The 26436-nt window shown below is 58.4% G+C and carries 20 protein-coding genes; 16 read left to right on the top strand and 4 right to left on the bottom strand.

The window, feature by feature from the left end:
• Positions 1-7 precede the first annotated feature (7 nt).
• From H1Y61_RS04940 to H1Y61_RS04890, 11 genes are all read left to right on the top strand, one after another.
• Positions 8-886 (top strand): transglutaminase family protein, encoded by an 879-nt coding sequence (locus H1Y61_RS04940; RefSeq protein ID WP_180573892.1) that lies wholly within the window; start codon positions 8-10, stop codon positions 884-886.
• A gap of 210 nt (positions 887-1096) precedes the next feature.
• Complete coding sequence (locus H1Y61_RS04935; RefSeq protein ID WP_180573891.1) at positions 1097-2377, top strand: VWA domain-containing protein; 1281 nt, start codon at positions 1097-1099, stop codon at positions 2375-2377.
• A gap of 92 nt (positions 2378-2469) precedes the next feature.
• On the top strand, positions 2470-2682 hold the full coding sequence (locus H1Y61_RS04930) for a hypothetical protein (protein WP_174111698.1): 213 nt from the start codon (positions 2470-2472) through the stop codon (positions 2680-2682).
• Positions 2683-2996: 314 nt separating this feature from the next.
• Entirely contained in the window at positions 2997-5465 is a 2469-nt protein-coding gene (locus tag H1Y61_RS04925) for a glycogen/starch/alpha-glucan phosphorylase (RefSeq protein WP_180573890.1), read from the top strand.
• The gene (gene glgB, locus H1Y61_RS04920; RefSeq protein WP_180573889.1) at positions 5465-7714 is read left to right on the top strand and encodes a 1,4-alpha-glucan branching protein GlgB; all 2250 of its coding nucleotides are present in this window, start codon (positions 5465-5467) and stop codon (positions 7712-7714) included. Before H1Y61_RS04925 ends, glgB begins: the two co-directional genes overlap by 1 nt.
• A gap of 137 nt (positions 7715-7851) precedes the next feature.
• Complete coding sequence (glgC, locus tag H1Y61_RS04915; protein WP_060718285.1) at positions 7852-9117, top strand: glucose-1-phosphate adenylyltransferase; 1266 nt, start codon at positions 7852-7854, stop codon at positions 9115-9117.
• 5 nt (positions 9118-9122) lie between these two features.
• Positions 9123-10559 (top strand): glycogen synthase GlgA, encoded by a 1437-nt coding sequence (gene glgA, locus H1Y61_RS04910; RefSeq protein ID WP_180573888.1) that lies wholly within the window; start codon positions 9123-9125, stop codon positions 10557-10559.
• A gap of 7 nt (positions 10560-10566) precedes the next feature.
• Positions 10567-12195 (top strand): alpha-D-glucose phosphate-specific phosphoglucomutase, encoded by a 1629-nt coding sequence (locus H1Y61_RS04905; protein WP_071203772.1) that lies wholly within the window; start codon positions 10567-10569, stop codon positions 12193-12195.
• Positions 12196-12209: 14 nt separating this feature from the next.
• Positions 12210-14159 carry a glycogen debranching protein GlgX gene (gene glgX / locus H1Y61_RS04900; protein ID WP_180573887.1) on the top strand — a complete coding sequence of 650 codons (1950 nt, stop codon included), beginning with the start codon at positions 12210-12212 and terminating at the stop codon, positions 14157-14159.
• 303 nt (positions 14160-14462) lie between these two features.
• A complete protein-coding gene (locus H1Y61_RS04895; protein ID WP_180573886.1) occupies positions 14463-14951 on the top strand; it encodes a MaoC family dehydratase in 489 nt (162 codons plus the stop codon).
• A 1-nt stretch (position 14952) separates the two neighbouring features.
• Positions 14953-16002 (top strand): DUF2332 domain-containing protein, encoded by a 1050-nt coding sequence (locus tag H1Y61_RS04890; RefSeq protein ID WP_180573885.1) that lies wholly within the window; start codon positions 14953-14955, stop codon positions 16000-16002.
• A gap of 240 nt (positions 16003-16242) precedes the next feature.
• Here the strand turns inward: H1Y61_RS04890 and H1Y61_RS04885 are convergent, their stop codons facing one another.
• Complete coding sequence (locus H1Y61_RS04885; RefSeq protein ID WP_180573884.1) at positions 16243-17757, bottom strand: TRAP transporter large permease; 1515 nt, start codon at positions 17755-17757, stop codon at positions 16243-16245.
• Between the two features lie 24 nt (positions 17758-17781).
• Positions 17782-18321: a TRAP transporter small permease subunit gene (locus H1Y61_RS04880; RefSeq protein ID WP_180573883.1), complete on the bottom strand. Its 540-nt coding sequence runs from the start codon at positions 18319-18321 to the stop codon at positions 17782-17784.
• Positions 18322-18585: 264 nt separating this feature from the next.
• Between H1Y61_RS04880 and H1Y61_RS04875 the strand changes: the two genes are divergently transcribed.
• Positions 18586-18810, top strand: a complete 225-nt coding sequence (locus tag H1Y61_RS04875; protein WP_015917123.1) for an aa3-type cytochrome c oxidase subunit IV — start codon at positions 18586-18588, stop codon at positions 18808-18810.
• Positions 18811-18902: 92 nt separating this feature from the next.
• On the opposite strand, the gene H1Y61_RS04870 is transcribed toward H1Y61_RS04875, so the two are convergent.
• The gene (locus H1Y61_RS04870) at positions 18903-19733 is read right to left on the bottom strand and encodes a tetratricopeptide repeat protein (RefSeq protein WP_060718495.1); all 831 of its coding nucleotides are present in this window, start codon (positions 19731-19733) and stop codon (positions 18903-18905) included.
• A gap of 518 nt (positions 19734-20251) precedes the next feature.
• Positions 20252-20491 carry a 30S ribosomal protein S21 gene (gene rpsU / locus H1Y61_RS04865; protein ID WP_015917126.1) on the bottom strand — a complete coding sequence of 80 codons (240 nt, stop codon included), beginning with the start codon at positions 20489-20491 and terminating at the stop codon, positions 20252-20254.
• A 458-nt stretch (positions 20492-20949) separates the two neighbouring features.
• Here rpsU and H1Y61_RS04860 point away from each other — a divergent pair, with 458 nt between their 5' ends.
• From H1Y61_RS04860 to H1Y61_RS04845, 4 genes are all read left to right on the top strand, one after another.
• The gene (locus H1Y61_RS04860) at positions 20950-22203 is read left to right on the top strand and encodes a sarcosine oxidase subunit beta family protein (protein WP_180573882.1); all 1254 of its coding nucleotides are present in this window, start codon (positions 20950-20952) and stop codon (positions 22201-22203) included.
• A 74-nt stretch (positions 22204-22277) separates the two neighbouring features.
• A complete protein-coding gene (locus H1Y61_RS04855; RefSeq protein ID WP_156555316.1) occupies positions 22278-22598 on the top strand; it encodes a sarcosine oxidase subunit delta in 321 nt (106 codons plus the stop codon).
• Positions 22595-25588, top strand: a complete 2994-nt coding sequence (locus H1Y61_RS04850) for a sarcosine oxidase subunit alpha (protein ID WP_180573881.1) — start codon at positions 22595-22597, stop codon at positions 25586-25588. The genes H1Y61_RS04855 and H1Y61_RS04850 overlap by 4 nt, the downstream gene beginning before the upstream one ends.
• Positions 25581-26147, top strand: coding sequence for a sarcosine oxidase subunit gamma (locus H1Y61_RS04845; protein WP_180573880.1), 567 nt, complete (start codon positions 25581-25583; stop codon positions 26145-26147). The genes H1Y61_RS04850 and H1Y61_RS04845 overlap by 8 nt, the downstream gene beginning before the upstream one ends.
• The last annotated feature ends 289 nt before the right edge of the window (positions 26148-26436 follow it).

The raw sequence follows: 26436 nt of genomic DNA, 5'->3' as shown, positions 1-26436 counted from the left end.
CATATCGATGCTGTACGATCTGACACTGCATATGGGCTATGATTACGATGTGGCCGCCGCTGGCGGGCGCCATATCCTGCGCATCATGCCGATCTCGCTGCCGGAGCGGCAAAGGCTGATTGCCGGTTCGATTTCCATCGAGCCGCAGCCGGATGAACGGACTGGTTTTGCCGATTTTTTCACGCATCCGGCCACGACTTTCGCCTATCGCTCTTCCCATGACAAACTGGATATCCGCCTTCAGGCTCGTATCCAGGTGGATAGCCAACCGTTCACTGCGGATTTTTCGCCATTGCCAGACCGGCTTGCCGTCGAGCTTTTTGAATATTGGTCGCTGGAGCCAGCCTCCCCGCATCATTTCACCGGATCAAGCCCACGGCTGCCTGAAAACCCCGATATTGCCGCCTATGCCCGCTCCGTCGTGAAGCCCGGCATGACGGTGCGCCAGATCGCCGAACAGCTTTGCGCCCGCATCCACAAGGATTTCAAATACGACCCCAAGGCCACCACTGTCGATACCACCCCGAAACAGGCCTTTGCGCTGAAAAAGGGCGTCTGCCAGGATTTTTCCCATATCATGATCGTGGCGCTGCGCAGCCTCGGCATTCCCGCAGGCTATGTCAGCGGATTCCTGCGCACCATTCCGCCACCGGGCAAGGAACGGCTGGCAGGCGCCGACGCCATGCATGCCTGGGTCAGGGTCTGGTGCGGCAAAACCGTCGGCTGGGTCGAGCTTGACCCGACCAATGATATTGCCGCCGGCACAGACCACGTGGTGGTGGCATATGGCCGTGACTATTCCGATGTCGCGCCAGTCATCGGCGTTTTGAAAGGCTATGGCAATCACACAACCGTTCAGGCGGTGGACCTGATTCCGATTGCTTGACGAGGCGCGTATCGCCTCCGTTTCGACCGCACTATTTCAGGAATAGGTTGCATTTGAGCAACCACATTAAGCCAGTTGCAAGCAGTGTGTCCTATCAATTCCTCAGCAGCGATGCGGATCGTCAAGCCACGGTCCTGTTGCAGGAAACACGACCGATGCTTTCATTTCGTTGAAGAGATGACAAGTGCCGGATCAACGTCACGGATGGACATGATGGTCATTTCGGCGCTTAACCCTGGTTTGCGTGCCTGTCGTTTACTCGCCACGAGAGCGCGGCAAGCCGGTGCTTTGACACGCCGCCTGCTCAGGCATAGCGGCGGCAATTTCGGCATGATGACAGCGGTTCTGCTGCCGGTTTCCATCGGCGTGGCAGGTCTCGCGATGGATGCGACGGAGACGGTGCAATCAAAAAGCGCCCTGCAAAGCTCTGTGGATGCAGCAGCCCTTGCTGCCGCCTCGGCAATGAGCAACGGCATGAGCGAGGCTGACGCCATTGCCCTTGCCAAGAGCTTCCTTTCCTCGCAGCTGGCCAATACCATGGCCAGAGACGAGAACACCAGTTCGGTGGAACAGATCACACAGGCGGAACCGGATATTTGCGTCAAGACTACCCAGGTCAACAGCTCATCGACCGCCTATGAGGTAGAACTGACAGGTAGCTATACCATCACCATGAATGCGCTTTCGAGGGTTTTGGGGTGGGAGACGGTGACGCTGAAGGCCTATGGCAAGGCCCAGGCCGCGACCACGGCCTCCGAGAGCCCGCTTTCGATGTATCTGGTGCTCGACCGATCAGGTTCGATGAACGACGAAACGACGACGACCTACACGGGGACCTGCACCAAAACCACGACGTCTGGCTATGGCTACAACAAGAAGACAACGACGACGAGCTATAGCTGCACGAAAAACTACACGAAGATCGAATCCCTGAAGCTAGCCGTCGCCGACCTAGCCGCACAGCTCAAGAAGGCCGATCCAAACAGTGAATATGTGCGCACTGGAGCCGATTCCTACAATGCCAGTGCCGATACCGCCCAGGCCATGAGCTGGGGAACCGCCAATGTCGTTACCTATGTCAATGCGTTGAGCGCTACCGGCGGCACCGATGCCAGAGGAGCGCTGAGTGCGGCCTATAGCGCGCTGCAAACATCCAACAAGACAGAGATTAACGCCCATAATGTCTCGAGCGTCAGCAAGATTGGCCGTTACATCGTCTTCATGACGGACGGGGAAATGACCGGCAATAGCAGCAGCTGGAACTCCAGCATCGACACCGCCGTGCGCAGCCAATGCACAAGCATCAAGGCCGATGGCATCCAGATCTATACGGTTGCCTTCATGGCACCGGCCAATGGCAAGTCGCTGCTCAGTGCCTGCGCCAGCGACGCCTCGCATTATTACGAGGCAACCGATGCGGCAAGCCTTGTCGCCGCCTTCGGAGAAATCGGTAAGAAAGCGACCTCCACCTCGACACGCCTGATGAATTGATTTTGGTAGATCCAAACTGCGCCAGACGACGATGTCTGGAACTTTACCCCTCTGGCGCGCCTTTAGCCTCCTTGAAACATAAGGAGCGAACCATGGAAGACACACCGTCGCTGAAACTGGCAAAACGTTATCTCGAACTGGGCGGCACCCGGAAATTGAAGATGGATGACAACATCACCGATACCCGCAAATGGGAAGGCGAACCGGCGGAAGCCGCCAAATTCTGGGCGGAAAATATCGAGGTGCTGGAGGCGGGCGAGCGCAAGCAGGTCGAGGACTTTCTGCCGTCTATGAACCACAAGTAGCGAGGCGGATGGCTTGCGGGCTGGCCATATCCTTGCGGCCCATCCCGAACATACCTCAATTATCGCAGGTCCCTTAGCTTTCGTGATGACGCAAAGGGCGAAGTATTGGCACAAAGTGCGGACGCTAGAATAATCCCAAGAATAATCCGGGGCTTAACTGAACCATAAAAATACAAGCTACGACTGCGCTCGAAAAAAATACGCTGTTGCAACTATTCGCCAAGGATGCATACACTGCATGTGCCGGTGGTTGGCAAACCGCATGACCATCGGTCTCGCGCCCTGCCCTTTCCTCCTCACCATGTGGCGAAGTCATGAATGAAACTCATCCAAAGGCCGATCTTCCCCTTCCCAAACCCCGCGTCTCCAATCCGGAAACGCTGGCCGCCGAAATCATCGAGCGGCTGACCTATGGTATCGGCAAGGATGCGAAGGTTGCCAAGCCGCATGATTGGCTGACCGCTACTATCCTGGTGGTGCGTGACCGCATTATCGACAAGTGGATGGAATCCACCCGCCAGACCTATGCCACCAATGCCAAGCGGGTCTATTATCTGTCGCTGGAGTTTCTGATTGGCCGGTTGATGCGCGATGCAATGACCAATCTCGGCCTGGTCGAGGAGATCAAGGCAGCGCTGGAATCGCTCGGCGTCGATCTTGGCGTCATCGCCGGGCTGGAGCCCGATGCGGCGCTGGGCAATGGCGGACTTGGCCGTCTGGCTGCCTGCTTCATGGAAAGCATGGCGACCGTAAATATCCCGGCCTATGGCTATGGTATTCGCTACGTCCACGGCCTGTTTCGCCAGCAGATGGCCGATGGCTGGCAGGTGGAACTACCCGAGACGTGGCTCGCCCACGGCAATCCCTGGGAATTCGAGCGGCGCGAAAGCTCCTATGAAGTCGGCTTTGGCGGCGGCGTCGAGACCGCCTCCAACGGCACCAGCGGTGAGGAGATCCGCCACGTCTGGAAGCCAAGCGAGCGGGTGATCGCCACCGCCTATGACACGCCCATCGTCGGCTGGCGCGGCGAGCGCATCAACACGCTTCGGCTCTGGTCAGCCCAGCCGATCGACCCGATCCTGCTTGACGCCTTCAATGCAGGCGACCATATCGGCGCGCTGCGTGAAAGCAACCGGGCCGAGAGCCTGACCCGTGTTCTCTACCCCGCCGATGCCACCGCGGCTGGCCAGGAATTGCGGTTGCGGCAGGAATATTTTTTCTGCTCGGCTTCGCTTCAGGACATCGTCCGGCGTCACCTGCAACAGGGCAATGCGCTGACCGACCTGTCGAAAAAGGTGGCGATCCAGCTGAACGACACGCATCCTGCCGTCTCTGTCGCTGAACTGATGCGGCAATTGACCGACGTCCACGGCATGGATTTCGACACGGCCTGGGACGTGACCCGCGAGACCTTTTCCTATACCAACCACACGCTGCTGCCCGAAGCGCTGGAAAGCTGGCCGGTGCCGCTGTTCGAGCGGCTGTTGCCGCGCCATATGCAGCTGGTCTACGCGATCAACGCAAAATGCCTGGTGGAAGCGCGCAAGCAGAAGAATTTCACCGATCTGGAAATCACCAGCCTGTCGCTAATCGATGAAAGTGGCGACCGCCGGGTGCGGATGGGCAATCTGGCCTTTATGGGCTCCCATTCGATCAACGGTGTTTCAGCCCTGCATACCGAGTTGATGAAGGAAACGGTATTCGCCACCCTGCACAAGCTCTACCCGGACCGGATCAACAACAAGACCAATGGCATTACTCCGCGCCGCTGGCTGATGCAGTGCAACCCCGGCCTGACCTCGCTGATCCGCGAAGCGATCGGCGACGACTTCCTTGACGACGCCGAAAAGCTGACCGCGCTGGATGCCTTTGCCAAGGACAGCGCCTTCCAGCAGAAATTTGCCGCTGTCAAGCGGACCAACAAGGAGCAGCTGGCCAATCTGGTTGCCAGCCGCATGGGCATCAGGCTTGACCCTTCGGCGATGTTCGACATCCAGATCAAGCGCATCCACGAATACAAGCGCCAGCTCTTGAACATCATCGAGACCGTAGCGCTCTACGACCAGATCCGCTCGCATCCGGAACGCGACTGGGCGCCGCGCGTCAAGCTGTTCGCAGGTAAGGCGGCGCCGAGCTATCACAATGCCAAACTGATCATCAAACTGGCCAATGACGTGGCGCGGGTCATCAACAATGATCCCTCGGTGCGCGGCCTTTTGAAAGTGGTGTTCATTCCCAATTACAATGTGTCGCTGGCCGAAGTCATGGTGCCAGCAGCCGATCTCTCCGAACAAATTTCCACCGCCGGCATGGAAGCATCGGGAACCGGGAACATGAAGTTCGCGTTAAACGGTGCGCTGACCATCGGCACCCTGGATGGGGCCAATGTGGAAATGCGCGATCACGTCGGAGAAGACAATATCTTTATCTTTGGAATGACTGCGGAAGAGGTCGGCAAGGTGCGTGCCGAGGGGCATACCCCGCGCCCGATCATCGAACGGTCGCGCGAACTGTCCCAGGCACTGGCCGCCATCGCGTCCGGCGTGTTCTCGCCTGACGATCGGGACCGGTTCGCCAGCCTGGTGGATGGGCTCTATAACCATGACTGGTTCATGGTGGCTGCCGACTTCGACGCCTATGCCACAGCCCAACGTCAGGTGGACGCGGTCTGGACCGACCAGCCCCTCTGGCAATCCAAAGCCATTCTGAATACGGCCCGCATGGGCTGGTTCTCCTCCGACCGGACGATCAGACAGTATACGGCCGACATCTGGAGAGCCTGATGAAGAAAACAACCAGGCAGACGCAAGTATCAGCCGAGAGCGGTCCTGCGCCCTCCGCTGACCACCTTTCTTCTGCCGAGATCGAAGCCATCGTCGCCGGCATGTACACCGATCCGTTTTCGGTGCTCGGCGTTCATGCCGGAGCGAATGGGTTCATTGCCCGCTGTTTTGTGCCGGGCGCCGACAGCATTACCGCGCTCACGCTCGACGGCAGCCTTGCCGGAGAGCTGGCCTGTCTTGACCCAGCTGGTTTTTTCGCCGGTCCTGTGGCGATCAAGACCCAGCAGCCACTGCGCTACCGCGCCTGCCGGGGCGATGAGGAATGGTCGCTGACCGATCCCTATAGTTTCGGGCCGGTTCTCGGGCCGATGGACGATTACTTCCTGCGCGAAGGGTCGCATCTGCGGCTGTTCGACAAGATGGGCGCCCATCCGATCAAGCATCAGGGCGTCGATGGCTTTCATTTCGCCGTCTGGGCGCCGAATGCAAGACGGGTCTCGGTGGTCGGCGATTTCAATGAATGGGATGGCCGCCGCCATGTGATGCGGCTGCGCCGCGATACCGGCATCTGGGAGATTTTCGCCCCCGATGTCCGGCCAGGTTCGGCCTATAAATACGAGATCATCGGCGTCAATGGCGAGCTTTTGCCGCTGAAGGCCGATCCGTTCGCCCGCCGCAGCGAGTTTCGCCCGCAAACCGCCTCCATCACCGCAGCCGAGCTTTCCCAGGACTGGGAGGATGCGGCGCATCTGGCCCATTGGGGCAGTATCGACAAGCGCCGCCAGCCGATCTCGGTCTATGAGGTCCATGCCGGTTCCTGGCAGAAGCGTGCGGACGGCAGCTTCCTTAGCTGGGACGAGCTGGCGGAACGGCTGATCCCCTATTGCACCGAAATGGGCTTTACCCATATCGAATTCCTGCCCATTACCGAACATCCCTATGACCCCTCTTGGGGCTATCAGACGACAGGTCTTTACGCGCCAAGTGCGCGGTTTGGCGAGCCGGAGGGCTTTGCCCGCTTCGTCAACGGCTGTCACAAGGTTGGCCTCAGCGTCATTCTCGATTGGGTTCCGGCCCATTTCCCGACCGATGCCCATGGGTTGCGGTTTTTCGACGGCACGGCTCTTTATGAGCATGAGGACCCGCGCAAGGGCTTCCACCCCGACTGGAACACCGCGATCTACAATTACGGGCGGATCGAGGTTCTGTCTTATTTGGTCAACAATGCGCTGTACTGGGCGGAAAAATTCCACCTCGATGGCGTGCGGGTCGATGCGGTCGCCTCGATGCTTTATCTCGACTATTCCCGCAAGGAAGGCGAGTGGATACCCAATGAATATGGTGGACGGGAAAACCTGGAGGCGGTCCGCTTCCTGCAAAAGATGAACGAGCATCTCTACGGCGCCCATCCACAGGTGATGACCATTGCGGAGGAAAGCACCTCCTGGCCGAAAGTGTCCCAGCCGGTCCACGAGGGCGGGCTTGGATTCGGCTTCAAGTGGAACATGGGCTTCATGCATGACACTTTGAGCTATTTTGCCCGCGACCCCGTGCATCGCAAGCATCATCACCATGAGATTACCTTTGGGCTGATCTATGCCTATAGCGAAAATTTCATGCTGCCGATTTCCCACGATGAAGTGGTGCATGGCAAAGGCTCGATGATTGCCAAGATGCCAGGCGACGACTGGCAGAAATTCGCCAATCTTCGCGCCTATTATGGCTTCATGTGGGGCTATCCCGGCAAAAAACTGCTGTTCATGGGCCAGGAATTTGCCCAGTGGAGCGAATGGAGCGAGGAACGGTCGCTGGACTGGAACCTGCTGCAATATCCGCTGCATGAGGGCATGCGCCGCCTGGTGCGTGATCTGAACTTTACCTATCGTAACAAGCCGGCGCTGCATGCCCGCGACTGCGAGGGCGAAGGGTTCGAATGGCTGATCAGCGAGGATGCCGATCAATCGGTCTTTGCCTGGCTGCGCAAGACGCCCGGCGAAAGGCCGGTGGCTGTCATCGCCAACCTGACGCCAGTCTATTACCAGCGTTACGACGTGCCGCTGCCGGTGGCAGGCCGCTGGCGGGAAATCCTCAATACTGATGCCGAGATCTATGGCGGTAGTGGCAAGGGCAATGGCGGCCGGGTGGAGGCCGTACTCGATGCGGCAACGACCTCCGACAAGGCGCCATGGGCGCACGCGACGCTGTCACTGCCGCCGCTGGCGGTGATTATGCTGGAGTTGGAACAGTAAGCATCGGACCGAAAGTTAAGAACCGGTTTTCGGATAAATCCGATGCGTAAACAAAAACTGAGAGCATCGAGCTGATTCCGGTTTTCTGTACGATGCTCTCGGACGAACACGTTTTTAGACATGCGGGAGGAGATTGCATGACGCCGACAAAGAGAATTCAGCCGCTGGCGCGCGATGCCATGGCGTATGTACTGGCCGGCGGACGGGGCAGCCGCCTTAAGGAACTGACCGACCGGCGGGCAAAACCTGCCGTCTATTTCGGCGGCAAGGCCCGGATCATCGATTTTGCCCTGTCGAATGCGCTAAACTCCGGCATTCGCCGCATTGGCGTCGCCACCCAGTACAAGGCCCATTCGCTGATCCGCCACATGCAGCGTGGCTGGGATTTCCTGCGGCCCGAGCGCAACGAAAGCTTCGACATCCTGCCAGCCAGCCAACGCGTTTCTGAAACGCAATGGTATGAAGGCACCGCGGATGCCGTCTTCCAGAATATCGATATTATCGAGCCTTATGGCCCGGAATATATGGTGATCCTGGCGGGCGACCACGTCTATAAGATGGACTATGAATTCATGCTCCAGCAGCATGTCGACAGTGGTGCCGATGTCACGATTGGCTGCATGGAAGTGCCACGCATGGAAGCCTCGGCGTTCGGTGTCATGCATGTCGATGACAAGGACCAGATCATTGCCTTCGTCGAAAAGCCCGCCGATCCGCCAGGCATTCCCGGCAATGAAACCATGGCGCTCGCCTCAATGGGCATTTACGTGTTCCACACCAAATTCCTGATGGATTGCCTGCGCCGCGACGCCGCCGACCCCAATTCCAGCCGGGATTTCGGCAAGGACATCATTCCCTATATCGTCGAACACGGCAAAGCCGTGGCGCATCGCTTTGCCTCATCCTGCGTGCGCTCGGATTTCGAAAAGACCCCCTATTGGCGTGATGTCGGCACCATCGACGCCTATTGGCAGGCCAATGTTGACCTGACCGACATCCTGCCGGAACTGGATATCTACGATAAATCCTGGCCGATCTGGACCTATGCCGAAATCAATCCGCCGGCAAAGTTCGTTCATGACGATGAAGGCCGCCGCGGTTCGGCAATTTCCTCTCTGGTGTCGGGGGATTGCATCATCTCCGGCTCGACGCTCTATCGCAGCCTGCTGTTTACCGGGGTTCGCGCCAATTCCTATTCGCGGCTGGAAGGCGCCGTCATTCTGCCCAAGGTCACCATTGGCCGTCATGCCCGCTTGACCAATGTGGTGATCGACCATGGCGTCACCATTCCTGAAGGGCTGATCGTCGGCGAAGACCCGGAGATCGACGCCAAGCGCTTCCGCCGCAGTGAAAACGGTATCTGCCTGATCACCCAGGCCATGATTGACAAGCTGGGGCTGTAGAGCACATGAACATCCTGTCGGTCGCCTCGGAAGTCTATCCCCTGATCAAGACCGGGGGGCTTGCCGATGTGGCGGGCGCCCTGCCGCTGGCGCTCGAACCCTTGGGCATAAACACCAGAACCCTGCTGCCGGGCTATCCGGCAGTTCTCGCCAAGCTGGGTAACACGGATGTGCTGCTGCATATGCCTGATCTTCTAGGCGAGCCTGCAACCGTTCTTTCGGCCCGCCATGAGGGCCTGGACCTGCTGATCCTTGATGCGCCAACGCTGTTTAACCGCCCAGGCGGCCCCTATGTGGATAGCAATGGCCGCGACTATGACGACAACTGGAAACGGTTTGCGGCGCTGTCGCTGGCAGGCGCCCGGATCGCTCAAGGTGCGCTGGATGATTGGCGGCCCGATCTCGTCCATGTCCACGATTGGCAGGCCGCCCTGGTGCCGGTTTATATGCGCTATGATGAGAAGCCGGAAATTCCGAGCCTCATCACCATTCACAACATCGCTTTTCAGGGGCAATTTTCAGCCGATATCCTCCCGGCTCTCTGTCTGCCGGACCATGCGCTGTGGGAAGCGCTCGAATATTACGGCACGCTGGCTTTTCTGAAAGGCGGCATTGCCACCGCCCACGCCATCAGCACGGTCAGCCCGTCTTATGCCGAGGAAATTCTCGATCCGCATTTCGGCATGGGCATGGAAGGGCTGATCGCCAGCCGCGCCAATGACCTGTTCGGCATCGTCAACGGCATCGATACCGCCGTCTGGAACCCCGATGATGACGGGCTGATCGCCTCGCCTTATAGCGCAGCTGCCCTGCGCAAGCGCGTCGCCAATCGCGAAGCGCTCTCCCGGCATTTCTGCCTCGACGATGATGCGGCACCGATTTTCTGCGTGATTTCCCGCCTCACCTGGCAAAAAGGCATGGATGTACTGGCCGAGGTCGCCGACGATCTGGTCGCAGCCGGCGGCAAGCTGGTCATTCTCGGCTCCGGCGATCCAGCCCTTGAAGACGCCTTGCAGGCGGTGGCCAGCCGTCATCCGGGCCGGATCGGCATGGTGATGGGCTATAACGAACCCCTGTCGCATCTGATGCAGGCGGGTGCCGATGCCATCCTCATTCCGTCGCGATTTGAACCTTGCGGCTTGACCCAGCTTTACGGCCTGCGCTACGGCTGTGTTCCGGTGGTGAGCCGCACCGGTGGTTTGAATGACACGGTCATCGACGCCAATGCGGCAGCACTTGCGGCAAAGGCTGCCACCGGCATACAGTTCGCCCCGGTCACGGTGGCAGGTTTGCGACAGGCGGTACGCCGGGCAATCCGCCTCTTCGACGACAAGAAACTATGGTATCAGATCCAGAAGCAGGGCATGAAAGCAGACGTATCCTGGACAGCAAGCGCCCAGCGCTACGTCGATGTTTATAACCGCCTCCTCGGAAAAGGCTGAAACACGCATGATTATTACGGTTCCAACCAAACCCTATTCGGACCAGAAACCCGGCACGTCGGGTCTGCGCAAGAAGGTGCCCCAATTCCAGCAGGAGCATTACGCCGAAAACTTCATCCAGTCGATTTTCGATTCGCTTGAAGATTTCAAAGGCAAGACGCTGGTGATTGGCGGCGATGGCCGGTTTTACAACCGTGAAGTCATCCAGAAAGCCATCAAGATGGCGGCGGCCAACGGCTTTGGCCGGGTGCTCGTCGGTCAAGGCGGCATTCTATCGACGCCAGCGGCCTCCCACATCATCCGCAAATACAAGGCCTTCGGCGGCATCGTGCTGTCGGCCAGCCACAATCCCGGCGGCCCGACCGAAGATTTCGGCATCAAATACAATATCGGCAATGGTGGGCCAGCGCCCGAAAAGATCACCGATGCGATCTACACCAATACCAAGACCATCACCGCCTATAAGACGGTGGAAGCCGCCGACATCAATCTCGACCGGATCGGCTCGTTCGATCTGGGCGAAATGACTGTTGAGGTCCTCGACCCGGTGGCCGATTATGCCGCGCTGATGGAGACATTGTTCGATTTTGCCGGTATCCGCAATCTGTTCAGCCTCGGCTTCCGCATGGTCTTCGATGCGATGAGCGCTGTCACCGGTCCATATGCCAAGGAAATCCTCGAAAACCGCCTGGGCGCGCCTGAGGGCACGGTGCGCAATTTCATTCCGCTGCCGGATTTCGGCGGTCATCATCCCGACCCGAACCTCGTTCATGCCAAAGAGCTTTATGACGAGATGATGGGAGCGGATGCACCCGATTTCGGCGCAGCCTCCGACGGCGACGGCGACCGCAACCTGATCATCGGCAAGGGCATTTTCGTCACGCCTTCAGACAGTCTGGCCATTCTGGCCGCCAATGCCAATCTGGCGCCCGGTTATTCCGGCGGCATTGCCGGCATTGCCCGCTCCATGCCGACCAGTGCCGCAGCTGACCGCGTCGCCGAACGGCTGAAGATCGGTATGTACGAGACGCCCACCGGCTGGAAATTCTTCGGCAACCTGCTCGACGCCGGCAAGGTGACGATCTGCGGTGAAGAAAGTGCTGGAACAGGCTCCAGCCATGTGCGCGAAAAAGACGGGCTCTGGGCCGTGCTGCTCTGGCTGAACGTGCTGGCCAGCCGTGGCGAAAGCGTGCAGGACATCGTGCGCCAGCATTGGGCCTCCTATGGCCGCAATTTCTATTCCCGCCACGATTACGAGGAAGTGGATTCGGATGCCGCCAATGGCCTGATGGACGCGCTGCGCGCCAAGCTTGCCACCCTTCCCGGCACCATGATCGGCGCATTGAAGGTCGAAAAGGCCGATGACTTCGCCTATCACGATCCAGTCGATCATTCCGAGAGCAAGAAGCAAGGCATCAGGGTGATGTTCGAGGGCGGCTCGCGGGTGGTCTTCCGCCTGTCTGGCACCGGCACGTCGGGCGCAACTTTGCGCGTCTATATCGAGCGCTATGAGCCAAACTCATCCAACCATGGCATCGAAACGCAGGAGGCACTGGCCGACCTGATCGTCGCTGCCGAGGACCTGGCCGGTATCAAGGCCCGCACTGGCCGCGACGCCCCGACCGTGATCACCTGATCGCGGATGGCCCTATGACAGGTGCTGGCGCTCGTCTCACGGCAACAGGTGCGGAGTTTGCGGTCTATTCCCGTGATGCCGAGCGTCTGGACCTGTGCCTGTTTGATGAGACCGGAGACACCGAACTTCGCCGCCTGCCAATGCAGCGCGGCGAAGACGATCTGCACCGGCTGACCGTCGTGGGACTGGTCGCCGGAGCGCGATACGGTTACCGCGCCCATGGGCCGTATGATCCCGGCCAAGGGCTGTGGTTTGATCCAGCAAAACTGCTGGTCGATCCCTATGCCCTGCAAATCGACCGTCCCTTTCACCACGATCCGCGCCTCAGCCAATTTGGTGAAGACACCGCCGATCTGGTGCCTAAGGCCATCCTGACCGTGCCCGGGCAGGCTGTGGTGGAGCCGCCCCGCCTGCCAGATGGTGGCTTTATCTATGAATTGCCGGTGCGCGGCTTCACCATGCTGCACCCTGATGTGCCGGAAAACCTGCGCGGCACGGTGGCGGCCCTCGCCCATCCGTCCATCATCGCCCATCTGCAAGCCATTGGCGTCGATGCGGTGGAGCTTTTGCCGATCACCGCCTGGATCGATGAACGGCACCTGCCGCCACTCGGCCTTTCCAATAGCTGGGGTTATAACCCTGTCGCCCTGATGGCGCTCGACCCGCGCATCTGCCCCGGCGGGGTGGAAGAATTGCGCCGCACCGTCGAATGCCTGCATGAGAATGGCATCGGCGTGATCCTCGATCTGGTCTTCAACCATTCCGGTGAAAGCGACCGGTTCGGCGCGACGCTGTCGATGCGTGGCCTCGACAACAGGAGCTATTACAGGCACCTGCCCGACCAGCCGGGCGTGCTGGTCAACGATACCGGCTGCGGCAATACCATTGCCTGCGACAGACCGGTGGTGCGCCAGCTGATCCTCGACACTTTGCGCCATTTCGTTCTGGCGGCGGGCGTCGATGGCTTCCGCTTCGATCTCGCTCCGGTTCTGGGACGGACCGCGACAGGCTTTGAGGCGCAAGGCGAGATGCTGACCGCCATGCTCCAGGACTCGATTCTAAAGGACCGGGTGATGATTGCCGAGCCGTGGGATATTGGTCCCGGCGGCTATCAGCTCGGCAATTTCCCGGCGCCGTTTCTGGAATGGAACGACCGCGCCCGCGACACGATGCGCCGCTTCTGGCGCGGTGATGACGGCCTGACCGGGGAGATGGCAACCGTGCTGGCGGGCTCATCAGATATTTTCTCGCGCAACGGCAGAACCCGCACCCGCAGCGTTAATTTCATCGCCGCCCATGACGGTTTCACGCTGTACGATCTGGTGTCCTATGCCCATAAGCACAATGAGGCGAATGGCGAGGATAACAGAGACGGCCATAGTGACAATCACAGCTGGAACAATGGCGCTGAGGGCGAGACCAGCGACCCTGATATCCTTGCCGCCCGCAAGCGTGATTGTACCGCTCTGCTCTCCACCCTGTTTGCCTCGAAAGGCTGGGTGATGCTAACGGCTGGCGATGAAGGCTGTCGCAGCCAACGCGGCAATAACAATGCCTATTGCCAGGACAATGCCATCACCTGGCTGGATTGGGCAGCGCTCGATGCCGATCTGGTTGCCCACACCGGCCGGTTGGCCGCCCTGCGCAAACGGTTTCCGTCCCTCGCAGATCCTGCCTTTTTCACCGGCAATGGCGATGTCAGCTGGATTGATGCCTCCGGCCAGTCGATGCGCGTCGAGAGCTGGCAAGATCCGCAGACCCGCTTCTTAGGCCTGCTGGTGGCCACGCCGGATCGAACCACAGGACGCGACACGCGGTTGACAATCCTGATCAACAGGGGTGAAGCCTGTGGCGTCAATCTACCCGCCTCAACCGGAGGGGGATGGCGGGAGGTTTTTTCGGATGCAGCTGTTTCAAAACTGGTGATGGAACCACGCCATGTGGCATTTCTCGTCGAAGGTTGAGCCCGCCAGCACAAGATGTGCCTTGACCACCAATGCCGGGCCTCATGGTTTCCACCGGAGCCGAACGTAGAAACGACATGATAAGCGCCCACATTCATTGAATGATTTTTATAGAAAACGTCTTTAAACCATTCGCCAGCACACCGGAATTAACGAATTTCTCATTCTATCCGCTCGATTCTGAGCATTCAGGACATGGTTTTAAACAATTATCGAGTGCGTGATTTTCAGCCGCCACAAATGGCGATAGGGTTCTTTTTGATCTGAATACCCACCAGAGCCCCAACCCAACGAGAGTAGAGTATGCAGCGTCAAATTTCTCTCGCCGATGTCCCCGCCCTGGTCGGGGAGGAACTGGGCATATCCAAATGGATCACCGTCGATCAGGCCATGATCGATGCCTTCGCAACCGCCACCGACGATCACCAGTTCATCCATACCGATCCCGAACGCGCCAAGGCGGAAACGCCCTATGGCGGCACCATTGCTCACGGCTTTCTGACGATCTCGCTGCTATCGACGATGAATTACGATTGCCTGCCAGTGATCCGCGAACAAACCATGGGGATCAATTACGGCTTTGAGAAAATCCGGCTGATGGCACCGGTCCGCTCGGGAAAGCGGGTGCGGGGCCGCTTCGTGCTGGCCGGCGCCCGGTTTCGCGGCGCAGGCATGTTGATGACCACCTATGATGTCAGTGTCGAGATCGAAGAGGAGCGTAAACCGGCGCTCACCGCCATCTGGCAGACCATCATCCAGTTCGACCCCGAGGACCGGCCAGAAGGCGTTTGAGATGACGATCGATAGCTTACAGCATGCCCTCAGCGATCAGGCCCGATCCTGTGATATCCTCGGGTCTCCTTTTACCGCAAGGCTGTGCCGGCTTGCCGCCGAGCGGCTGACGCCTGAAAGCGCTATCGGCGCACGGCTGATCGACTGGCCTGGCGACATCACGTCTGCGGGTGATTCCGTGCCGCTGCGGCTGGCGGGTACGCTGCATGCTTTGGTGTTGAGCAACGAAAGTCCTGCTCTGGCCGCTGTCTATCCGCCTCATACAGCCACAAACGATGCGCTCTGGGCTGCGGTGGAAGCCGCCTTTGGCCAGCATCGAGCCTTCATGCAGGAGCGATTGAACTCCGCGCCACAGACCAATGAGGTCCGCCGATCCGCCGCCTTGCTGCCGGGCTTCCTCACCATTGCCTCACTGTTTGGCCTGCCGTTGAAACTGTCGGAGGTCGGCGCCAGTGCCGGTTTGAACCTGCAATGGGACCGCTATGCCTATCGGCTGGGCGAAACAAGCTGGGGCGATGGTTCGCCGGTTCTGCTAGCCCCCGACTGGCAAGGGCCGCCGCCGCCATCCGCCACGATCACCGTTGAAGAGCGGGCCGGTTGCGATCTGAACCCGCTCGATCCCGGCACGCCTGAGGATTGCGAACGGCTGTTTTCTTATATCTGGGCCGATCAAGCCGACCGGCTGGAGCGCACCAAGGCGGCACTTGCGCTGGCACGAAGCAACAATCTTTCCGTGGACCGCATGGATGCGATCGACTGGCTGAAGCAAAGGCTGGCTCCGTCTCATCCGGGCCAGATGCACGTCGTCTACCATTCCGTCGCCTGGCAATATCTTCCCGACACACTGAAAGCCCAAGGCGAAGCGCTGATTGCTCAGGCCGGACAACGAGCCACAGCTCAGGCCCCGCTCGCCCGACTGCAAATGGAAGCGGATGGCCAGCGCGATGGCGCCAGTCTCACTCTGCAAATCTGGCCGGGTGGTGAGCGCCAGGAGATCGGCCGCGCCGATTTCCATAGTCGCTGGGTGAAATGGCAGGGCTGGACGGCCTGATACGAAGAGTCATTGAAAATGACACTTCGTATTCCCTTTTCGAATATCTCAAGCGCTTGATGCATTTGAGATATTCGAAATCTCTTGAAAGCGAGGATGCGTCAGTATCTTCGAGCCTTGGTATAATAGAGTTTGTCAGGGAAAAATGGAATCCGGTTTCCCGAAAAGACAAACGAAAACAAGAGAATCTAGAGTCTGTCTGGTTCAATCTGAACCTGACAGACTCTAGGAACGCCACGCTCATTTAAAAGCTGGCGGCTGACTGAGATCGATACCCGGCTTGGCGGCAGGCGCACCACCAAGCGAGGGTGGCGTGCCGAAATTCAAGCCGGGCGCACCGCTATCGCCGATGGGCGGCAGGCTCATGCCGCTTCCGGTGCCAAAGCCGGGCACCTCGATTTTCACCGAATTCAGGTCGATATCCTTGGCTTTTTCCAGCCACATGGTGACCGATTGCGGCCAGAAAATCACCACCGCGACCAACAAAAGCTGCATGCCCACCCAGGGCAAGGCGCCGATATAGATATCGCGGGTCTTGACCTCTGGCGGGGCAACGCTGCGCAGATAAAACAGCGCAAATCCGAAGGGTGGATGCATGAAGCTGGTCTGCATATTGACGCACAACAAAACACCAAACCAGATCAGGTCGATACCGAGCGATTGCGCCACCGGCGCCAGCATCGGGATGACGATGAAGGCAATTTCAAAGAAATCCAGAAAGAAGGCCAGTACGAAGACGAAAATATTGACAAAGACTAGGAAGCCCACTGGGCCGCCCGGCAGGCCCGACAGCATATGCTCGATCCAGCGTGATCCATCCATGCCCTGGAACACCAGGCTGAAACAGGTGGAGCCAATCAGAATCATCACCACCATCGAGGTGATGGACATGGTGGATTGCATGGCCTGACGGATCAACGGCCAGGTCAACCGGCGATGCATCGCCGCCAGCACGGCGGCCCCGACCACACCCAGGGCGCCCGCCTCGGTCGGGGTCGCTAATCCCATGAAAATCGTGCCGAGTACCAGAAAGATCAGCACGATGGAGGGCAACATGCCGGCCAGCACCTTGCGGATCAGTTTCCAGTCCAGATCGCCGCGCACCTCTTTGGGAAGCGGCGGCATGCTCGACGGCTTGAAGATCGACATCAGCAGAATGAACAGCGTGAAAATCGCCACTTGCAGGATCGACGGGCCAATAGCGCCCAGATACATGTCACCGACGGAACGGCCAAGCTGGTCGGCCAGAATGACGAGAACGAGCGAAGGCGGAATAAGCTGGGTGATCGTGCCAGACGCGGCAATAACCCCTGTGGCCAGTTTCGGATCGTAGCCATAGCGCAGCATGATCGGCAGCGAAATCATCCCCATGGTGATGACCGAGGCCGCCACTGTGCCGGTAATGGCGCCCAGAATGGCGCCAACGGCAATCACCGCATAGGCGAGGCCACCGGGAACAGCACCGAACAGTTTGCCGGTTCCCTCCAGAAGATCTTCCGCCAACCCGCAGCGTTCCAGGATGGCACCCATCATGGTGAAGAAGGGGATGGCCAGCAGCAGATCGTTGGAGACAATGCCAAAAAACCGCAGCGGAATGGCCTGAAGAAACACTTCATTGAAATGGCCCGTGGCGATACCGACCATGCCGAAGAACAGACCAACCGCCCCCAGCGAGAAGGCGACCGGAAAACCGAACAGCATGAACAGCACCATGCCGAGAAACATGGCTGGCGGAATGATACCGAAATCGAACATGGACCTGTCCCCCAGGCTATTATTTTATTGCAGCGGCTTTTCGTAGCGCACGTCGATATACAGGTGTCCCGTCAGCGCAGCGATGCGCTTCACCATTTCCGACAGGCCCTGCAAGACGAGAAGCCCGAATCCGGTAACAAGAATAAGCTTGACCGGCCAGCGGATCAGGCCACCGGCATTGGCCGACATTTCGCCCTGCTGATAGGAAAGCCAGAAAAACGGCCAGCACAGCCAGGTCAGATAGATGCAGACGGGAAGGAGGAAGAAGACGATACCGATCAGATCGATCCACAATCGTTTGCGTTCAGAGACCGCGCCATAAATCAAATCCACCCGCACATGGCCGTTTTGGCGCAATGTATGAGCAGCTCCCAGCACAACGACATAGGCAAAGAGATACCATTGGATCTCCAACCAGCCATTGGAACTGATATTGAAAAGATATCGGATGATCGCATTGGCCGCGCTGATCAGGCAGCACAGCAGCACCAGATATTCCGCCACCCGGCCAACGACTTCGCTCAGCGTGTCGATAGCCCGGCTCCACCCTAGCAAAACAGCCATATAAGCCTCCCAGCTCCTTATTTTGCTTAGAACAAGGCGTCGGCACGCGCAACCGGGTGGCGGCCTCCATGCACCGGATTACCGGGACTTTGGCCTGGAAAGCCTGTCAAGTTCGCCTAAAGTTCTACGGCATGATACGTTTCATCAAGCGAATGATGCTGTAGCATTTTAAATTTGCCGCATCATTTTCTCTTTAAAAGCAGTTCCGGTTTTAAGAATTATGCGGTAGCCTGTGGAGAATACACGCTTTTGGGGAGTAAGAGCATGAGCGAAGACCATTCCGGCCCGGTCGAAACGGGCGCCTCGATGGATTATCCCGCCCACGAGCGGACCTATGACAGTTTCATAGCCGCCTCGAAATATGGCACAGCCATTCTCGTGGCGCTGATGATCGGCATGGCCGCCGGATTTTTCACCACAGCCGGATTCCTGGGTGGTATTCTGGTGTTCCTGATCTTCAGCGTCATCGGCGTCTTCATGATGCGGTAAACCGCGATTGCCAATCTCCAGAACTGACCAATCTCCAGAACTGAAAAGGCCGGCAATGCCGGCCTTTTGTATGGAACTGAGTAGAAGCTGCTTCAGCTTGTCGAGCCGCGTGTCCGGGCAAGACCATCGCGGGCGGGCGTGTATTTTCCATCCAGGCTCAAGGCATGAGCATAGGACTTCGCGGCCTTGACCTTATCGCCGCGCCGCTCATAGACTAGGGCCTGATTGGCCCAGGATTCGGCCAGCTTCGGGTTCATGTCGATGGCATGGTTGAAATCGGCAAAGGCGTTTTCATCGTCGTTCAGCGCCAGATAGCTCACGCCACGACCATTATAAGGCTCAGGCGCATTCGGTGACAGAGAGAGCGCCTTGGAAAAATCGTCGATCGCCTTGTCGTGCTGGCCGCGCAACTGGAAGATCAGACCGCGATTGTGATAGGCGCGGCCATCGGTGGTATCCAGCTCGATTGCCTTGGAGAAATCCTGAAATGCCTCATCCACCCGGCCCGCCTGGCGGTAGATATTGCCACGGCCGATATAGGCGACATCATAGCTGCTATTGATCTTCAGGGCAGCGGTATAATCATTGGCGGCTTCGACCGGCTTGCCCATGTTGCGATAGACAAGGGCGCGGTTGGCATAAGCCTGGTAGAAATTCGGGTTGAGTTGCAGCGCGGTGTTAAAATCCGCTAGCGCCTTCTGGAATTCGCCAGCCCGGCCATAGGCAGAGCCCCGCACGTTATAGCCGCCCGGGTCGCGTGGATTGGCGGCGATCACCGACGACAGCGAGGAAATATTTTCCTTGGAACCCTGATCGCGGTCAATGCTGATCATGTCGCTTGACTGATTGGTGGATTGGCATCCCGAAAGCGTCAGCATGGCGGTGAGGCCAAGAGCCAGCATATGGCAGCCTTTGCCGCGCATGTTAGCTCCCAGGCGACCGGCTGGTGTGCCGGTGTTGAAAACCTTATCGACCATTGGCGTCATGCTTTCCGTTCCACCTGTTCAAAACCTCGGACTATGCCGAAACTAGAGAGGAAACGCCGAAGCGTTCCTAAAGTTCTGCCCACTCAACAAAACTTTCTCTGGAGACGTGTCTATCCCGAGACCTGTTTATCCCGAAACTTGGCTTACATCCGAATGCAGCCGGTTTCCACCGCGCAAATGCAAAAACCACATCATTCCAGCAATTTGCGGCCTTTTATAGCATCGGACCGAAAAGTAGAAACCGGTTTCGGGTTGAATCCGATACGACACCAAAATTTTGTGACAGCGCGCCGGTCCCACGTCCTGAATGAGGCTATAGGTCGGCCACGGACACAATTATGCAGTCTGCCGGTCCGCCCATCATAGAAAATTTAACACGAAAAAGCGGCCGCGAACTTGATCGCTGCCGCTCAATCGGATCATGTCACGCTTTGAAAAAGCGCGGGAAACGTCAATCAGCGGCTGCCGAATGCCGGACGCGGCGGAGCGGCAATCAGGCCTTCGCGCTGCATCTTCTTGCGGGCCAGCTTGCGAACGCGGCGAACGGCTTCAGCCTTTTCGCGCGCGCGCTTTTGCGACGGCTTTTCATAATAGTCACGCATTTTCATTTCACGGAAGATGCCTTCGCGCTGCATCTTCTTCTTCAAGGCGCGAAGCGCCTGATCAACGTTGTTATCGCGGACAAGTACCTGCACGTCGAATCCCGTTCCTTTGGTTTGTGATCGTTTTCCGCCGGGACACGAATTCTGCCGAACCATGCCTTTCACGGACCAAAAAAGAGTGTTCCGCTGGCCCGCAGGACCAGCGATTAGGGAGCGCCAATAACAGATCGGACTTTCGAAGTCCAGACGGCAAGTGCCGCTGGCCAAAAAAATCCGCAGCCAAGCGGCACCGTCTTGCAAAACATCACCCCTATGCGCATCTCCATCTGCTGCTGCAAGATATTCGCCATGTGTCGAAACACGGATAGAAGCGTGTCGCAAAGAAAGGGACATCGCGCATATCGATCTGTCACAGCTTTTTAGACCTGTGCTGACGCGCTGGATTGAAAGCCGGTCGGAATTTCTTCCCGTTTCTGACATAAGTCAGGATCTACACCCTGCGATCCGGCGTAGAGCAAGCAGCCAGACCTCGCCTGAAGGAGACGATAGGAATGCGCAAATATTCGGTTTTTGCCGTAGCCCGCGAAGCGCTTCGCGCTCACACCGGCTGGAGTGCGCAATGGACATCGCCAGAGCCACGCAAATCCTATGACGTGATTATTATTGGCGGCGGCGGCCATGGTCTGGGGGCTGCTTACTATCTCGCCAAGGAACATGGCATCACCAATATTGCCGTGATTGAAAAAGGTTGGATTGGCGGCGGCAACACCGGGCGCAACACCACCATCATTCGCTCCAACTATCTCTATGAAGAGAGCATGGACATTTACGAGCACTCCCTAAAACTCTGGGAGGACTTGAGCCAGGAGCTTAATTACAATGTGATGTATTCGGCCCGTGGCGTGATGATGCTGTCGCACAATGTGCATGACAAGCAGAGTTTTAAGCGCCATGTTCATGCCAACACGCTCTATGGCATTGATAATGAGTGGCTGACGCCGGAACAGGCCAAGGCCTTCTGTCCGCCGCTGGATATTGCCAAAACCGCCCGCTACCCCATCAATGGAGCCGCCCTGCAACGGCGCGGTGGCACAGCCCGCCATGATGCTGTGGCGTGGGGCTACGCCCGCGCTGCCTCTGATCGCGGCGTGCATATCATTCAAAATTGTGAGGTCACGGCAATCCGCCGTGGTCCTAACGGCGAAGTGACCGGGGTTGAGACCTCCAAGGGCTTTATTGGCGCGAAAAAGATTGGCGTTTCGGCCTCCGGCCATAATTCCATGGTGATGGGCATGGCCGATGTGCGCCTGCCAATCCATTCCACGCCGTTGCAAGCGCTGGTGTCCGAACCGCTGAAGCCGATTTTCCCTTGCGTGGTGATGTCCAACACCGTGCACGCCTATATCTCGCAATCCGATAAGGGCGAGCTGGTGATTGGGGCTGGCACCGACCAGTATAATTCCTATTCCCAGACAGGCGGCCTGCAAATCATCACCCACACGCTGGATGCGATTTGCGAGCTTTTTCCCATCTTCCGCCGCGTCAAGATGATGCGCCAATGGGGTGGCATTACCGACAACACTGCTGACCGCTCGCCGATTCAAAGCGTAACCCCCGTGCCAAACCTGTTTGTCAATTGCGGCTGGGGCACGGGCGGCTTCAAGGCCACGCCGGGGTCTGCCAATCTGTTTGCCCATCTGATTGCCAAGGGAGAGCCGCATGCGCTGGCCAAGGGCCTGACGCTGGATCGGTTCCGCACCGGGCGGTTGATTGATGAAGCGGCAGCTGCCGCTGTTGCGCACTAAAGTGAGATCCGAAAAGTGGGAACCGGTTTTCGGACAAATCGAACGAAAAAACAAAAATTGAGCGGGATTTCGAGATGTTGTTGATCAAATGTCCCTATTGCCAAGAAGAGCGGGCTGAGCTGGAGTTTCACGGTGCAGGCGAGGCGCATATTGTGCGGCCAGCCAATATTGCCGAGATTTCTGATGAGGAATTCGAAGCCTTCTTTTTCTTACGCGATAACCCAAAGGGAATCATCTTTGAGCGCTGGCGGCACCTGCATGGCTGCGGGCGGTTTTTCAATGCCGTGCGCGATACCGTCAGCGACAAGTTTTTGCTGACCTATAAGGCAGGTGAAGCCAAGCCGGATGATGCAGCTGTGCAAGCCCTCATCGACAACAAGGGAGCTGCGCAATGAGCGGTGCCAATCGTATTCCCGGCAAGGGCCGTCTGACGCCCGCCAGAACCGCGCGTTTCACCGTGGATGGCCGCATTCTCACCGCCATTGAGGGTGATAGCGTGGCATCAGCCCTGCTGGCCAATGGCATTCATCTGGTCGGTCGCTCGTTCAAATATCACCGCCCACGCGGCATTCTCACTGCTGGCCCGGAAGAGCCAAACGCGCTGCTCGACATTTCCCGCGACAGTGCGCGGCGTCAGCCAAATGTGCGCGCTCCCGTGCAGGAAGTGTTTGATGGCATGCGCGTGCAGACGCAAAACCGCTGGCCGTCGCTGTCGATGGATATTGGCGCGGTCAATGACCTGCTCTCGCCGTTCTTTGCCGCCGGGTTTTACTACAAGACCTTCATGTGGCCAGCGAGCTTCTGGCATAAGATTTATGAGCCGATCATTCGCCGCGCCGCAGGCCTTGGCGTGGCCCCAACCGAAGACGACACCGATCATTACGCCAACCGCTATGCCCATTGCGACGTGATGGTGGTAGGCGGCGGCGTGGCGGGTCTGACAGCTGCGCTTGCAGCGGCGGAAACTGGCGCTTCCGTGATTATCTGCGATGAACAGCCGGAAATGGGCGGTGCCTTCCATTATGATACGGGTGCCGTGATTGACGGCCAAAATGGCTATGACTGGGCGCAAGCCACCGTGGCCAAATTGAAAGCCATGGACAATGTGACCGTGCTGACCCGCACCACGGCGTTTGGCTATTACAATCACAATTTCCTCGGTCTTGCCGAGCGTGTCACCGACCATATCGCCAAACCCGCCAAGGGCCTTCCCCGCGAACGGCTATGGCAGGTGCGGGCGAAAAAGGTAGTGCTGGCCACAGGTGCCATTGAGCGCCACATGGTGTTTGCCAACAACGACCGCCCCGGCATTATGCTGGCATCGGCTGCGCGCACCTATCTCAACCATTATGGCGTGGCTGTGGGCGCAAAAGTGGCAGTCTACACCGCCCATGATTCGGCCTATGAAACGGCGATTGACCTGAAAAAAGCGGGCGTGCAGGTGGTGGCCATCATCGACTGCCGCCGCAATCCGGGGGCAAGCGTGTTGGCTGACGCCAAGGCCGCAGGCATTGAGGTTTTGAACGAACATTGCGTTCTCGATACCGCTGGACGTTTGCGGCTAAAGTCCATCACCATTGCCAGCAAGGGCGGTTTTGATCGGCGCAAGCTGGCCGTCGATGCGCTGCTGATGAGCGGCGGCTGGACGCCTTCGGTGCATCTGTTCTCGCAATCACGCGGAAAACTGCGTTTCGATGCCGCCAACCAGCGCTTCCTGCCAGATATTTACGTGCAAGATAGTATCTGCGTCGGGGCCTGCAACGGCACGGATGATCTCAGCGACCTGCTGGCGGAAGCCTATTCCGCAGGCGCACGACTGGCAAAAGAAGCCGGCGCAGAAGGCGAAAGCGGCAGCGCGCCAAGCGGTGCCAACGCCTTTGCTTGGACGGGCGGCATGATTGGCGCTGCCGAAGGCGCTGGCCCTGATGATGCCGTGAAAGCCTTTATCGACTTCCAGCACGATGTCTGCGCCAAGGACATTCGCCTGGCAGTACGCGAGGGCATGCATTCCATCGAGCATATCAAGCGCTTTACCACCAATGGCATGGCGTCCGATCAGGGCAAGCTGTCCAACATGCACGGGCTGGCCATTGCCGCCGAAATGCTGGGCAAAGAGATCCCGCAAGTGGGCCTCACCACCTTCCGCGCCCCCTATACGCCCGTAACCTTCGGCACGCTGATCAACCATTCGCGTGGCGACTTGTTTGACCCAACGCGCAAAACCCCAATGCATGATCTGGAAACCTCCCTTGGCGCGGATTTTGAAGATGTCGGCAATTGGAAACGCGCCTGGTACTACCCCAAGCCCGGCGAGGATATGCACGCCGCTGTCAACCGCGAGTGCAAAACCGTTCGCGAGGTTGCGGGCGTGTTCAATGCCTCAACGCTGGGCAAAATCGAGGTGGTTGGTCCAGATGCGGCCAAATTCCTCAACCTGATCTACACCAACCCATGGGATAGCCTCAAACCCGGCAAATGCCGCTATGGCATCATGACCCGCGACGACGGCTTTATCTATGATGACGGCGTGGTCGGACGGTTGGCCGAAGACCGCTTCCACGTCACCACCACCACCGGCGGAGCGGCACGCGTGCTGAACCACATGGAAGATTATCTGCAAACGGAATTCCCGGAGCTAAACGTCTGGCTCACCTCCGCTTCCGAGCAATGGGCGGTGATTGCCGTGCAGGGACCAAAGGCTAGAGAGATTATCGAACCCTTCGTGGAAGGCATTGATATTTCCAACGAGGCCTTCCCACATATGAGCGTGGCTGAAGGCACATTCTGCGGCGTGCCAACCCGGCTGTTCCGCGTGTCGTTTACGGGCGAAGTGGGCTTTGAAATCAACGTGCCCGCCGATTACGGCGCATCGGTGTTTGAAGCCGTGTGGAAGCGCGCAGAAAGCATGGGCGCCTGCCTCTATGGCACCGAAACCATGCACGTGCTGCGCGCCGAAAAGGGCTATATCATCGTTGGCCAAGACACCGATGGCACCCTGACGCCGGATGATGCCAATTACGGCTGGGCGGTCTCGAAGAAAAAGGCCGATTTCGTTGGTATTCGCGGCCTCAAACGCCCCGATCTGGTGAAGGAAGGCCGCAAGCAACTGGTCGGCCTCAAGACCAAAGACCCGAACGACGTGCTGGAAGAAGGCGCACAGATTGTTGCCAACCCCAACCAGCCCAAGCCGATGACCATGCTGGGCCATGTCACCTCGTCCTACTGGTCGGAAAATCTTGGCCAATCGATTGCCATTGCCACGGTGGCCGGTGGCCGGGCGCGGATGGGCGAAACGCTCTATGTGCCGATGCCTGACAAGACAATCGCCGTGGAAGTGACCGACATGGTCTTTTACGACAAGGAAGGAAGCCGCATCCATGGTTGAGCCAATCACCTCCGGCGCCATGTCCGCCACCCGCAAATCGGTTCTTGACGGTGCTTATGGCGGCTCCGCCCATGTGGCGTTGACGCCAGCCGCACCGGCCTCACGCATCTCGCTGCGGGCCGGAGCGGATGCTGTCTCCGGTCTTTCCTCAGCCCTTGGTCTGACCCTGCCGACCGCACCGAAAACCTCCGCCCATGCAGGTCCGCGCCTCGCCTTCTGGCTCGGCCCGGACGAATGGCTTGTCATCGACGAAGACGGTGCGGACCTCATCGCCGCCTGCGCTGCCTCCGGCACCATTCACTCCGCCACCGATGTTTCCCACCGCAATACCGCCATCCTGGTCTCCGGCCCCGGCGCTGTTCAAACCCTCAACGCCGCCTGCCCGCTCGACCTGTCGCTGAAAACCTTCCCCCTCGGCGCCGTCACCCGCACCGTATTCGGCAAGATCGAAATCGTGCTCTACCGGATGAGCGAGGACGCTTTTCGGGTGGAATGCTGGCGGTCCTTTGCCGAATATGCCTTCGGCATGTTGCAGGAAGGGGCGGCGGACGCGGCGTGATCAGGGATGACAGGCTTTAGAGGCTGTCTGGTTTAGACTGAACCACAGGACACAACACTTTAGCTTTGCGTGCTGGGTTCCCCCTCACCCCGCCTCCGCTACGCTCAGCGGACCTCTCCCCGCTGGGGAGAGGAAGCCATAAACGCTGCGGCTCTTTCCTTCTTCTCCCAATCGGGGAGAAGGTGGCGGCAGCCGGATGAGGGGGCGGCGAAGCCGAAAAACCTTTGCGTAGTGTATTTTGGAAATTAACCAGACAGACTCTAGATCTCTTATTTTCATTTGCCTTTCG

It is taken from the genome of Agrobacterium vitis, from assembly GCF_013426735.1.
GTDB classification, from domain to species: domain Bacteria; phylum Pseudomonadota; class Alphaproteobacteria; order Rhizobiales; family Rhizobiaceae; genus Allorhizobium; species Allorhizobium vitis_D.
Note: the sequence above shows the minus strand (reverse complement) of the source record. Positions and strands in the feature narration are given on the sequence as shown.